Origin of the sequence: Brasilonema sennae CENA114 (assembly GCF_006968745.1) — a bacterium.
Lineage (GTDB): Bacteria > Cyanobacteriota > Cyanobacteriia > Cyanobacteriales > Nostocaceae > Brasilonema > Brasilonema sennae.
In genome coordinates this window covers 5,242,028-5,254,164 of record NZ_CP030118.1, presented here as the reverse complement: position 1 = coordinate 5,254,164, position 12,137 = coordinate 5,242,028, and the positions used below count along the sequence as shown (strand labels likewise).

Genomic DNA, 12,137 nt, shown 5'->3' with positions numbered 1-12,137 from the left:
AACCATAGAGCACAACAGTACTGAACCATCTCCAATAGTTGAGTTATCTCCCGCCTCAAAAGAACCGTGAAAGACGATCTTATGATCTTCTAGCACCCTCAAGAGCACGGAAAGTAACGCGGTTTTCTATTCTCAATTTTGCCAATGATAATTGATGAACCTTCACCAGGCTCAACAAGTCATACCATGTTGGATTTTAGATTTACCGATTGTGAAAGAGTTACTGGTAATCGCTTAATGCGTTTTATCTGTCCTAATCATTTTTGTAATAGGTGTCAGCTAGGTTGCTTTGTTGAGCCAAGGTTATAATTTTCCAAGAAGTGATAGCTTCTTTCAATATCACCTTGGCTGAAAGGAACAAATAATGGAGATTAACGTAGAACATCAACCGAGCATTGAGCAGCTTAACGAACTGGGTGTGTTCAAATGGGAGATTTGGACAAAGGAAGTTTCAAAGTTCCCTTGGACTTATGACACTCAAGAAACATGCTATTTTTTAGAAGGTGATGTCATCGTTACACCTGAAGGCGGCGAATCAGTGCAGATGGGTAAAGGTGATTTGGTCACTTTCCCGGCTGGAATGTCCTGCACTTGGGATATTACAAGCGATGTCAAGAAACACTACTGTTTTGATGAGTAAGGAATTTAGGAATTATTGAATTAAGAGTATTTCCAGAATTCGTAATTCAGCATTTAATAATCTATCCTTAAAAAGGTGGAACCTTCATAAGGACACGGAAGAAAAATGTTATTGCATTTAAGCACCTGGCAGGAAGTCGAGGCTTATCTCCAACAGTCTAGGGGTATTATTTTCCCTATTGGTTCCACAGAACAACACGGACCTACAGGATTAATTGGGACAGATGCGATTTGTGCGGAGGCGATCGCTCGTGGTGTGGGTGAAGCGACTCAAGCAATAGTAGGTCCGACAATTAATGTGGGCATGGCATTACACCATACTGCTTTTCCTGGTAGTATAAGTCTGCGTCCCAGCACGATGATTCTAGTGCTGCGAGACTACATCACCTGTTTAGCTAAAGCTGGTTTTACAAAATTTTACTTTATCAACGGACACGGCGGTAACATAGCTACCCTCAAGGCTGCTTTTTCTGAAATATACGCCCACTTGGAAGATATACAAATTCCCAACGCGCAACGAGTCCAATGCCAAGTTGGTAACTGGTTTATGTGCGGTTCAGTTTACAAGTTAGCAAAGGAATTATATGGGGATCAAGAAGGTTCCCATGCAACACCAAGCGAAGTTGCAGTGACTCAATTTGTGTATCCAGAAGCGATAAAGCAAGCACCTCTTTCAAAAGAAGTTGGTACTGGACACAGAATTTATGGTGCTGCTGACTTCCGCCAGAAATATCCAGATGGCAGAATGGGTTCAAATCCGGCTTTGGCGACACCTGAACATGGGAAACAGTTATATGAGTTGGCGGTGAAAGAACTTAGCAATGGGTATTTGGAGTTTTTGAACGCAGATTGAACGATGAGAAGGCTTGATCCCCTAACCTTCTTAAAAAGGTTTAATGTAGAGCAAGTAGCTTGCCTCATCTACAAGTTAAATCTTCTATGTCATTGATTTCAAGGCGTCTGCTTGCTCCTGCTTCGTGATAACTGCATTATCTGGGACTTGTACACCATCACGTAGAGTCACATCAACGACCAATGCCCCAGTTCCAATCGTCACATTATTCCCAACCTTAGAGCGAAATAGTACTGCATCATCTCCAATAGTCAGGTTATCTCCTACCTCTAAAGGACCATGAAAAACAATATTATCATTTGTGTCTAGGTTGTTGCCGATACGAATGCTAGTACCCTTAAGGGCATGGAAGGTAACACGGTCTTCAATATCAGCACTATCCCCGATAATAATTGGTGAACCTTCATCAGCACGAATTGAAGTGCGCCGTCCAACAATACTATTGTTTCCTATGCGCACGTCGCCAACAATGCGAGCAAATTCTTCAAGCCGTATGTTTTTACCAAGAGTGGGCTGAACAGGCTGAGGATTCCAAGAAGTTCTTGGTGCAGCGCTGACTCCACTTACAGCGTCGTATCCCTGTTGTTTATAAAGTTCGCTGTAGTTTTCGGCAAACTCCTTATTGACTTCCAACACCTCTTTTTGGAATTTTGAATTCGCCTCTGTCTTTAAAGGAAGCGCATCTGCTTGCGCTTGCGTCGTAATAACTGCCCCGATTGGCACTAAGCGGTCTTTGCCGATACGCACATTAGATAGTTTTGCACCATGTAATACAAAAGCACCATCCTCTAACACCACGTTATTGAGATCGGCAAGGAAACCTATGAAGGTGAAGTTGCCAATTTTTGAGTTCTTAATCTTTGCTTGATGGGCAATGCTCACTTGTTTACCGGTACTACTTGAGAGTTTACCGCAGTTTGATGCAGGAGCTTGTTGGTTACGCGACGCCAAGAATAAAATATTGTCTTGCAGGTTGGTTTCACTGTTAATGCAAATACGGGTATCAGGATCGGCTTGCAGAGTCGTATTGCTAGCAATAAAAACTTTCTGTCCTACCGAAACATCACCAAATTGTTCGACCAAGGGACTAATAAAGCTAGAGTTGACCACGACATTAAACGGTCGAAACAGCCTAAACAAGTTGCTTTTTTCCGCAGAGATAACAACTTCCCCCAAAGTGAGAACAAATAAGAGAATGCCTATAATGATAGGCATCTGAAATTTCTTACTAAATGTCCTATGCATAAGTAATATTACTCAGGAGCTTTGCTTTAAGAATAGTCGTAATTTTTATTTTTTTGAATCCGTCTTCTGAACGAAGACAAACAAGAAAAATTATAGTGTTCACTCAATCTAGTTAAAAGCACTTCACTGAACCAATACGGTTTGTACCATTTCACGAAAATTCTGATACAAATGGTTAATCTCTAATTCTTTCCCCTTGCCCCTGCTCGGGTGCCCCCTGCTCCGTATTTGTATAACTTTAAAGTGAAACGGTATTAGCTAAGGATTAAGTAATTTTTCGGACATAATATTACAATCTTTTCAGGATGGGCGTCTTGCCCATCCAACAAACAATATTGTTAAGTTAATTAACCACGGGCAATACCCTCTTGACGCGCAGCACGTTGCACAGCACCAGCAACTGCACTCACGACTCGCTCATCAAAAACAGAAGGAACGATGTGTTGTTTGTCAAGGTCTGAGGGTTTAATTAAGGATGCGATCGCACTCGCGGCTTCCAAATACATGGTGGTAGTAATTGTTGCAGCCCGACAATCCAAAGCACCACGGAAAACACCCGGAAATGCTAGAACGTTGTTGATTTGATTAGGGTAATCACTACGACCTGTTGCCATAACTGCAACATCGTCTTTGATCAACTCTGGTTGAATTTCGGGAATCGGATTTGCCATTGCAAACACGATTGGGTCTTTTGTCATAGAACGCACCATTTCTGGTGTTAAAACCCCTGGTGCGCTCAAACCAATAAAGACATCTGCACCTTGCAAAGCACCTGCCAAGGTTCCTTGAGCCTTGACGGCAAATTCGCGCTTTTCTTCTGTCAAGTCAGTGCGACTGGTAGAAAGAATACCTTTCGAGTCGCACATCCAAATTTTTTCTGCCCCTGCTTTTCTGAGTAACCGGGCGACAGCCACGCCAGCAGCCCCAGCACCATTTATCACAATGCGGATATCTCCCATTGACTTTTGTACTAGCTTGAGGGCGTTATACAACGCTGCTAAAGTAACAATAGCCGTGCCATGTTGGTCATCGTGAAAAACGGGGATATCTAATTCTTGCCGTAGTCTTGCTTCAATTTCAAAACAGCGGGGAGCAGCGATATCCTCTAAATTGACACCCCCAAATACCGGAGCAATATTTTTGACAGCTTCGATAATCTTGTCAGTATCTTGGGTATCAAGGCAGATAGGAAAAGCATCAATCCCAGCGAATTCCTTAAACAGCATGGCTTTACCTTCCATTACTGGTAAGGCGGCTGCTGGACCAAGATTTCCCAACCCCAAAACAGCTGTGCCATCAGTCACAATGGCTACAGTGTTTCGTTTGATGGTTAAGTTGTAAACTTCTTCTGGATTTTCGGCGATCGCAGTACAAATTCTTCCAACTCCCGGCGTGTAAGCCATCGCTAAATCAGACACACTTTTTAGAGGAATTCTGCTGGTAATGCTGATTTTTCCGCCACGATGTAAATTAAAGGTGCGATCGTAAACATCGATAACCTTAATATCTGGCACAGCTTTCACCGCTTGCACAATCATCTCAGCATGATCACTGCTGGCTGCATCAACGGTGATTTCGCGAATCGAAATATCCCTTGTTTGTTCGATTAAATCAATTTGACCAAAATTACCGCCGCTGGTTGCTATAGCCTTGGTTACGTGAGCCAACATTCCGACGCGGTTAGGAATTTCCAAGCGGAGTGTCAAGCTAAAACTAGAATTAGGAGTCAGATCTGCCATGCTTTGTTGATTGTGGGTTTTAGATTTAGATTTTAGACCAAATATTTCTAATTAATACTTATTTTCTTCATCTCCACCCACTTGTGTTACTTCTTCCACTCCTAATCCTACAGTGTACACACCGGATCGCTCAAAACCTCACCCTCGCTTGAATCGGCGCTAAAATCTTTCCCTCTGCGCGAGTTCGGCTACGGTGTACACACCGGATCGCTCAAAACCTCACCCTCGCTTGAATCGGCGCTAAAATCTTTCCCTCTCCTTAATAAGGAGAGGGATGCCCGACAGGGCAGGGTGAGGTTCCGTATCATGGCGTAGATATCTTCTGCTAAATCAGATTCTATGCCACAATCGGTATCAAGCATCAGGTGAGGAACTTGTGCACCTAATGGTGAATCAAATGCTAGGAAGAACGCTCCGGGGGCGCTACGAAATTATAAAACATTTGGGAACAGGGTTTAGTGAGACTTATCTGGCTCTAGATAAAGACTTACCTGGCAAACCATATTGCATAGTTAAGCAACTCAAGCCCCAGCTTCGGGATCCGTTTGTCTTACAAACAGCCACACGTTTATTTGAAACGGAAGCACAAGTCCTGTATAAGTTGGGAAACCATGACCAAATTCCGCGACTTTCAGCGCATTTTGAGGAAAATGGAGAATTTTATTTAGTTCAAGAATTTATAAACGGTGATATTCTAAGCAACGATATCATACCAGGTAAACAGTGGAGTGAAGATAAAGTTATTAACTTTTTGCAGGATATTTTAAAAATATTAGAGTTTGTTCATCAGCAGAATATTATTCACCGAGATATTAAACCTTCAAATATTATTAGACGTACCTCAGATGGCAAATTAGTTCTGATTGACTTTGGGGCAGTCAAAGAAATAATCAGTACCTTGAAACCTAACTCTCAAGGAAAGACAGTCCCTATCGGCACTCCCGGCTATGTGCCAAGCGAACAAGCTATTGGCAATCCAGAATTTAACAGTGACATTTATGCTTTGGGTATCACTGCTATCCAAGCCCTGACAGGAATTTTGCCTAAACAACTCCCAAAAAATCCAGAGACTCATGAAGTTGTTTGGCGAGATTTGGTACAAGTTAAACCTCAGCTAGCAGATATTTTAGACAAAATGGTGCGTTATGATTCTCGTAAGCGCTATCAGTCAGTCAATGAGGTTTCGCAAGCGCTTTCAAGCTTAGTCACAAAAAATAAATTAAAGAAGTGGCAAAATACAAAGATTGCTTTAGCTTTAGTGTTTATTGCTCTTGTCCCTTGTATAGCCGTGTTGGTTCCAGAAATACGAGATAAAATATTCGCTTCATCACATCATGATTCATCACTTTTGACTTATGATAGTTCTAACTATTTTCTGATTAGGATGAAATATCCTAAAGATTGGATAACTCAAAAGATAGAAGATAGATTTACGGGTGATGTTGCTAAATTCTTTCTTCCTCAAAACAATAGTTCCAATTCTTTTCAACCAGAACTATCTGTCGAAATGCAAGACTTGCAAAAACCTATTTCATTACCTGAGTATACAAATTCAAAAGTTAATGAAATCACTCAGTATTCAACAAGTCCTAGAATTCATGAATCGCATCCAGCTAAATTGGCAAATCTACCAGCACATGAAGTTATTTACACAGGAAAGCAAGAGCAAGTTAATGTTAAGATGATGGCGGTTTGGACAGTAAAGGATAGCAAAGCATACATTGTGACTTACACAGCAGAAGAAAGTCAATATGATACGTTTTTAGAAACTGCACAAGCAATGATTAATTCGCTGGAGATTCGGGAAAGTGCGTCCACACCACCCAAGTAATAAAAACAGAATTTTCCTCGTTCCCTGGCAGAGCCAGGGAATGCATAACCTGAGGCTCTGCCTCAATAGTGAACGATGATTGAATCGCGAGTCATTTCAATATAGGAATGACTAACAAATAACTCACTTAAGAATTGCAAATTAGCTGCGAATATTGCCTCTAATTCTAGGTTATTAATATTACCTGTGGTAATAAGAAGTAATTTATAAGGCTCTTTAATCGTTAAAAAAGAATTTAAAAAATCAGAATCCTTGGTAATTACTATACGGTTATCCCGTATTGAAATAGAATTAATCTCTGTATCTGATGTCGCATTTTTGTGAGGTAAGTCTTTTGTATGAATTGTATCGTAACCAGCAGATTCCAGGAATCGAGCGAGTCGAACAGGTAATTGAGCGTCAACAAGAAATTTCACGAGGCAATTTTATAGATACTTTTTACTTGGCTAAGGCGAACTGCAAACTGTAGAGCAGCTAAAATGTCTTCCCGCTCTAAATCCTCATAATCTGCTAAAATTTCACCTATTGTCATGCCAGAACTAAGCAATTCGAGAATTAATTCTACAGGATAACGAAGTCCTCTAATACAAGGCTTGCCGTGACACACGTCAGGATTATAGGTAATGCGTTGTAAAAGGTTAGTAGTCATATTGTTTTTTTCGTAATTATATAAATATCATTGACTGCGAGATGGGCGAGATATTATCTCCTTAATCTTAGGATTTTCTAAAAGCTTTTTCGCATCTGCTATTAGCTTATCCCCCCAGAATTGTTCTTTGAGAAACTTTAAATCAGCAAAACGTTTGTCCAAACGCAAAGCTGCTTCTGCCATCGTTAAACCCCGTTGCTGCTCTCCTTTACTATAAAGTGCCACTGCCAGAGCTAATTGGGGTTCTACTAATTTGCTGTCATTATTAATAGCGGTTTGAAACTGACGGATAGCTCCTTCTATATCTCCTTGTTCGTATTTGAGCAACCCAATGTTATTGTAGGGAGGTGCCAATTTGGGGTCTAACTGAATTGCCTGGTTAAAATCTGCCAGGGCTGCTTGCTTGTCTCCCGACTGATAGCGGAGAACACCCCTGTTGTTGTAGGCAAGTGCTAATTTGGGGTCTAACTGAATTGCCTGGTTAAAATCTGCCAGGGCTGCTTGCTTGTCTCCCGACTCATAGCGGAACTTACCCCTGTTGGTGTAGGCAGGTGCCAATTTGGGGTCTAACTGAATTGCCTGGTTAAAATCTGTCAGCGCTGCTTGCTTGTCTCCCGACTCAGCGCGGAGAACACCCCTGTTGGTGTAGGCAAGTGCCAATTTGGGGTCTAACTGAATTGCCTGGTTATAATCTGCCAGGGCTGCTTGCTTGTCTCCCGACTCATAGCGGAACTTACCCCTGGTAATATAGGCATTTGCATCTTTAGGATCTAACTGAATTGCCTGATTATAATCGGCGAGCGCTGCTTGCTTGTCTCCCAAATCATAGCGGATATCACCCCTGTTGGTGTAAGCAAGTGCCAATTTGGGATCTAATTGAATCGCCTGGTTAAAATCAGCGAGCGCTGCTTGCTTGTCTCCCAACTCCTGGCGGATAACACCCCTGTTGTTGTAGGCATTTACATGTTTGGGATCTAACTGAAGTGCCTGGTTAAAATCGGTAAGCGCTGCTTGCTTGTCTCCCAACAAAGTGCGGATACAACCCCGTACTACGTAAGCAAACGCATTTTTAGGACTGAGTTGCAGTAACTTGTTCACGTCCTCAAGAGCTGCCTGGTACTTTTTCAGATAATAGTAAGCGAGACCTCGTCCATAGTAAGCATCAGGATTATTGGGATTAATCAGCAAGGCTTGGTTGTAATCAGCAATAGCTCCTTGGTAGTCTTTTCTATTTTTCTTAGCTCCCCCTGAGCTAATTAAAGCTTCAGTTCTCCTTAGTCTTGCAAACGTTTTCCTTATATCTGCTTGTCCTGCAGTAGTTAGATTTGGTTTAGCACCTGGTTGTTGTGCGGTTACTGGCGAACTTACCGGACGATTTAGAGTTCTTAAAACCATGTTAATCGGAATTCCTAACCTCCAACCTTCCAACAGTCGTGTTCCTTGTACCGTAAGATTTTGATCAAGTCTTGCTGCGTTAATCCCCACCACACGACCATTTTCATCTAGTACCGGACTACCACTCATTCCGGGTATCGCCTGATTGTTATATGCCAAACCATAACCTTGCTGTGGGTTTTTGCTCAGACTTTCAATGATTCCAGCAAAGGTAAGATAGCTGGATTTGTTGGTTTTATCTGATAAATCATTAACCGAACCCCAACCTACCACATAAACTGTCATCCCTTGCCTGATTTGGTCAGAGTTACCTAAACTCGCAAGACGGTAATTTTTCTTGCTTGTGAACTGTAAAATTGCAATATCCAACCCAGGTAGTTCTTGGCTGCGGTAAACTGGGTAGCGACTGCCATCAGGTGTTTGAATTTCATATCCCCCATCCTTCGCCACCACATGCTGATTGGTGATCACAAAATAAGTGTCACCTTTACGTTCAAAAATCACCCCAGAACCAATACCTTCACCAGTAATCAGAACAGTAAATTCTTTCGCAATGTCGCTGATTTGTGTTGGAGATAACGCGACAGCGAGTTGAGGTTGCACCATTACGACTGCTGCACCCATCAGCACCGGTGGTAGATGACGAGAAAAGAAATTCATATTTAAATTTTGCCCTAATAATTGTTATATCAAAATTAGTAGTATTAAGTTCGCTGAATTGCTTATAAATCCTGAAGAACCTCACCCTGCCCTATCGGGCATCCCTCTCCTTATTAAGGAGAGGGAAAGATTTTAGCGCAGCTAAAATCAAGGGTGAGGTAAAACGCGAGATGTACACCACCATCGTAAGGCGAATGTCTCGTTCCTTGTCTCTGGCAAGGAATGCAGCAATGGAGGCTCTGCCTCCTGAGCTACCAGAGGCAGAGCCTAAGCGAACTGCATTCCCAGGCTGGAGCCTGGGAACGAGAGTGACTGCGGGGTAAACCTCACCCTGCCCTGTCGGGCATCCCTCTCCTTAATAAGGAGAGGGAAAGATTTTAGCAAAGCTAAAATCAAGGGTGAGGTAAAACGCGATGAGGTTAAGGAGTGGGGTTTTTCGCATTTTTCCATGTCTCAATCGGAATCCCCCAGCTAGATTTACTCATCCTCTCTCGCAAAGGTTGTTCCGGTTGAGTTCCATCCTGATACACGTAAGGATTACCCCAAAGAGGTTCAGCGTGCATTCCATTGATAGCCACCACCTCACCAAAGCGATTGAGCAGTGGTCCTCCACTCATACCTTTTTGTAAATCGTTAGTATATCCAATTTGGTAGCCACCTTCTAAAGCTTTCTTCAGAATTAAAGAAACTTTACCTGTTTTAAAAACAAAGCCTTGGTCTTGATTTGTGTCAAAATCAAAGGGAAATCCAGCTGCAAACACTTCATTGCCGACATTCAGACTTGATGCTGAACCAATAGAGGCGATCGCATAGCTGACTTTCGGACTGCGAAACTGCAAAACAGCCAAATCATTGTTTTTAAAGTAGGGAGGAGAGTCTTTGGTGCTAGGGACATCAGCCACATACACATAACCGTCGGGGGTTTGAATTTGATAGGGAGGTTTGCCTGACTTGAGTACATGAGCATTCGTCAGTACTGTATAAACTGAGCCTTGTTTGTGAATCAGAATACCTGACCCCAGAAAGTCTTTTGACAAGACTTTGACTGTAATCGACTTAGCTTTGTATTGCAGTTGGTTTCCCAAACGTTGTTTTAACGGTTGCTCAACACAAACCCCGACATTCGGTGCTGATGCTACCGAGGAGATTGATAAACTACCAATACAGGCAACCAGTAGAAGTAAGCGCCATTGCATGTTGATTTAGTTTGCAATTTGCTTAACATTTCCAAAGAGGTTGTCCTGCGGGACAAGATGTGCTTTCTCTACCTTCCATCTTAGAGAGGAGTTTTTGGACATCAAGGTAAGCTGCGTCTTTTTCTGAGGAAACAACATCTCTGCTGCTGTCACCACCTAGTTCAACGATTCCAGGACTAGCCCCACCGCGACTATTAAACAGTTGTTGTAGAATATCTTCAGGATTTTTACCAGGCTTGAGAGTGAGCAATATTCCCTCAGGTAAACAAGGACCACCTTTTTCGGCAGCAACGCACAATACAGGTTGACGCTCAGATCTACCAGTGCGGAGGAAATTTAGCGTCCCATTCTCGTAGAATCGTTGGAATCTGGCAGATATTTCTTCACAGCGCCTTTCAGGAATCCAAGGAGGAGCAAATCCTGCATCAACCCAGCGAATCATCGGGATGTTTCCCCGTGAGGTGCGAACCAGTGTTGCTGGAACACCTTTGCTCATTCCGCAGAAGAACTTTTGGTTTTGAGCATAACTTGGCTGAGTCAGAGTTGCTGTGGAGGTGATGGTGAAGGCGACGGCGTAAAGCGCACTGCTTTTACGAACCTTCGGACTGAGTATATCCGCAAATAAATTGAGTTTCATAGTTATTTCAATCGTTATGAAACTATATTAAAATATTTAGTTTTCGTGAGTTATTTTCCTGATTTGATCAAGACTTATAAGTAGCCGTCATGGGAGCATCCCAAATGTGTAAAAATATATTTTGTCATTGCGAGCGTAATGAAATGAAGCGAAGCAATCGCAACATCTAGACTTTGCGATTGCTTCGCTCCACTACGTTCTGCTCGCAATGACAACTCATCATGTTGGTAAATTGGCAAAATTGGGATGTTCCCGCCGTCATGAACTGCGTACACCAATAACGCATAAAAATATTCTCCCTCTCTCCCTCTCTCCCTCACTCCCTCTCTCCCTCACTCCCTCTGTCTTTATTTTCAAGTCATCACTTAAGTAACTGCGCACCGCCTTGTTTGGGTACTCGTCTGGGAGTTGGGGTTGTGTTCTCTGGCGCTGATGAGGAGGGAGTGGGGGTAGAAGCTGGTGTACTTTGGGAATTAGGATTAAAAACATTTACTAAAGCTTGCACCAACGCATCCCGCTGGCGACGGTTTAGCCGTGCAATAACAGCGCGATCGCCATCAAAAGGATTTTTTTTCAGAGTATCATTCCCAGGATAAGTCGTTTCATACATCACTTCATTAGCACCCAGGTAATCAGCCAAAGTCAGCTTCCAATCCAGTCGATAGTTTGATGGACGTCCCTTCAAATAGGAGTGATACCGTATCATACGACTGACCAAGGTGTTATTTTCTGAAACTTTGCCCGTTTCTTTGCTAACGTACTGATTTTCTCGCGCTAAGTCGGGTAATTGTTGATAAACTGCTTGCCAAGCTTCACCAGGAGTAACTCTTTGAGCGTCAGCCGGTTGGGAAGAACTCAAAACAAGTAGACTAATCAGTATTATCCCAACTCCCCTAATCATGTGCTGCAAGGGGAGATGGGGAGGGAAGGAGAGTGAGAGAAAGCGGGAGTGAGGGAGATGAGGGAGTCTTTTATTCCCCTGCTTCCTTGTCTCCTGCTTCTTTGCAGTAGACATCACTCTAGACTTCACCAATAATTTCTGGTTGAGTCAGTTCATCAGACATTTCGATAATTGCCCTCAGTACTGGCTTCATCATTGTATCATCTGGATTGTCAAAGTCTTCGTAACGCCGACGCTTCGCACGATTTGCCACTTGAACTGTAATGCGGTAACGATTTGAGGCTGCACTAATTAGATCCTCAGCACGGTGCATAACTTGCGATTGAGTCGTCTCGAACTTAGAACGCTTTAGCATAAATTACTGGTTGAGTGAAGTCATTCTTTTCAGTTTA

General features: G+C 42.7%; 12 protein-coding genes. 3 read left to right on the top strand and 9 right to left on the bottom strand.

Features of this window, described 5'->3' with window-relative positions; genetic code table 11:
- The first annotated feature begins 364 nt into the window (after positions 1–364).
- On the top strand, positions 365–640 hold the full coding sequence (locus DP114_RS22090) for a cupin domain-containing protein (protein WP_171977142.1): 276 nt from the start codon (positions 365–367) through the stop codon (positions 638–640).
- 105 nt (positions 641–745) lie between these two features.
- Positions 746–1,492, top strand: coding sequence for a creatininase family protein (locus DP114_RS22085; protein ID WP_171977141.1), 747 nt, complete (start codon positions 746–748; stop codon positions 1,490–1,492).
- An 84-nt stretch (positions 1,493–1,576) separates the two neighbouring features.
- Here DP114_RS22085 and DP114_RS22080 read toward each other — a convergent pair whose 3' ends face one another.
- The gene (locus DP114_RS22080; protein WP_246162641.1) at positions 1,577–2,707 is read right to left on the bottom strand and encodes an LbetaH domain-containing protein; all 1,131 of its coding nucleotides are present in this window, start codon (positions 2,705–2,707) and stop codon (positions 1,577–1,579) included.
- 377 nt (positions 2,708–3,084) lie between these two features.
- Positions 3,085–4,476 carry a malic enzyme-like NAD(P)-binding protein gene (locus DP114_RS22075; protein WP_171977139.1) on the bottom strand — a complete coding sequence of 464 codons (1,392 nt, stop codon included), beginning with the start codon at positions 4,474–4,476 and terminating at the stop codon, positions 3,085–3,087.
- A gap of 397 nt (positions 4,477–4,873) precedes the next feature.
- Here DP114_RS22075 and DP114_RS22070 point away from each other — a divergent pair, with 397 nt between their 5' ends.
- On the top strand, positions 4,874–6,307 hold the full coding sequence (locus DP114_RS22070; RefSeq protein WP_171977138.1) for a serine/threonine-protein kinase: 1,434 nt from the start codon (positions 4,874–4,876) through the stop codon (positions 6,305–6,307).
- A 62-nt stretch (positions 6,308–6,369) separates the two neighbouring features.
- Here the strand turns inward: DP114_RS22070 and DP114_RS22065 are convergent, their stop codons facing one another.
- The 7 genes from DP114_RS22065 to DP114_RS22035 form a co-directional block, all read right to left on the bottom strand.
- Positions 6,370–6,723 (bottom strand): DUF5615 family PIN-like protein, encoded by a 354-nt coding sequence (locus tag DP114_RS22065; protein WP_169267408.1) that lies wholly within the window; start codon positions 6,721–6,723, stop codon positions 6,370–6,372.
- Entirely contained in the window at positions 6,720–6,956 is a 237-nt protein-coding gene (locus DP114_RS22060; protein ID WP_169267407.1) for a DUF433 domain-containing protein, read from the bottom strand. The genes DP114_RS22065 and DP114_RS22060 overlap by 4 nt, the downstream gene beginning before the upstream one ends.
- Positions 6,957–6,983: 27 nt before the next feature.
- Positions 6,984–9,011, bottom strand: a complete 2,028-nt coding sequence (locus DP114_RS22055; protein ID WP_172195263.1) for a tetratricopeptide repeat-containing S1 family peptidase — start codon at positions 9,009–9,011, stop codon at positions 6,984–6,986.
- Between the two features lie 419 nt (positions 9,012–9,430).
- Positions 9,431–10,207, bottom strand: a complete 777-nt coding sequence (locus DP114_RS22050) for a S1 family peptidase (RefSeq protein WP_171977136.1) — start codon at positions 10,205–10,207, stop codon at positions 9,431–9,433.
- 22 nt (positions 10,208–10,229) lie between these two features.
- On the bottom strand, positions 10,230–10,844 hold the full coding sequence (locus tag DP114_RS22045) for a COP23 domain-containing protein (protein ID WP_169267404.1): 615 nt from the start codon (positions 10,842–10,844) through the stop codon (positions 10,230–10,232).
- 361 nt (positions 10,845–11,205) lie between these two features.
- Entirely contained in the window at positions 11,206–11,745 is a 540-nt protein-coding gene (locus tag DP114_RS22040) for a hypothetical protein (RefSeq protein ID WP_169267410.1), read from the bottom strand.
- Between the two features lie 118 nt (positions 11,746–11,863).
- The gene (locus tag DP114_RS22035) at positions 11,864–12,100 is read right to left on the bottom strand and encodes a DNA-directed RNA polymerase subunit omega (protein WP_169267403.1); all 237 of its coding nucleotides are present in this window, start codon (positions 12,098–12,100) and stop codon (positions 11,864–11,866) included.
- Positions 12,101–12,137 lie beyond the last annotated feature (37 nt).

Bases quoted from the DNA above. Each gene is read 5' to 3' on its own strand.
- DP114_RS22080 (WP_246162641.1), bottom strand. From the start codon at position 2,707: ATGCCTATCATTATAGGCATTCTCTTATTTGTTCTCACTTTGGGGGAA.
- DP114_RS22075 (WP_171977139.1), bottom strand. From the start codon at position 4,476: ATGGCAGATCTGACTCCTAATTCTAGTTTTAGCTTGACACTCCGCTTG.
- DP114_RS22045 (WP_169267404.1), bottom strand. From the start codon at position 10,844: ATGAAACTCAATTTATTTGCGGATATACTCAGTCCGAAGGTTCGTAAA.
- DP114_RS22035 (WP_169267403.1), bottom strand. From the start codon at position 12,100: ATGCTAAAGCGTTCTAAGTTCGAGACGACTCAATCGCAAGTTATGCAC.
- DP114_RS22055 (WP_172195263.1), bottom strand. From the start codon at position 9,011: ATGAATTTCTTTTCTCGTCATCTACCACCGGTGCTGATGGGTGCAGCA.
- DP114_RS22085 (WP_171977141.1), top strand. From the start codon at position 746: ATGTTATTGCATTTAAGCACCTGGCAGGAAGTCGAGGCTTATCTCCAA.
- DP114_RS22050 (WP_171977136.1), bottom strand. From the start codon at position 10,207: ATGCAATGGCGCTTACTTCTACTGGTTGCCTGTATTGGTAGTTTATCA.
- DP114_RS22070 (WP_171977138.1), top strand. From the start codon at position 4,874: ATGCTAGGAAGAACGCTCCGGGGGCGCTACGAAATTATAAAACATTTG.
- DP114_RS22040 (WP_169267410.1), bottom strand. From the start codon at position 11,745: ATGATTAGGGGAGTTGGGATAATACTGATTAGTCTACTTGTTTTGAGT.
- DP114_RS22060 (WP_169267407.1), bottom strand. From the start codon at position 6,956: ATGACTACTAACCTTTTACAACGCATTACCTATAATCCTGACGTGTGT.
- DP114_RS22090 (WP_171977142.1), top strand. From the start codon at position 365: ATGGAGATTAACGTAGAACATCAACCGAGCATTGAGCAGCTTAACGAA.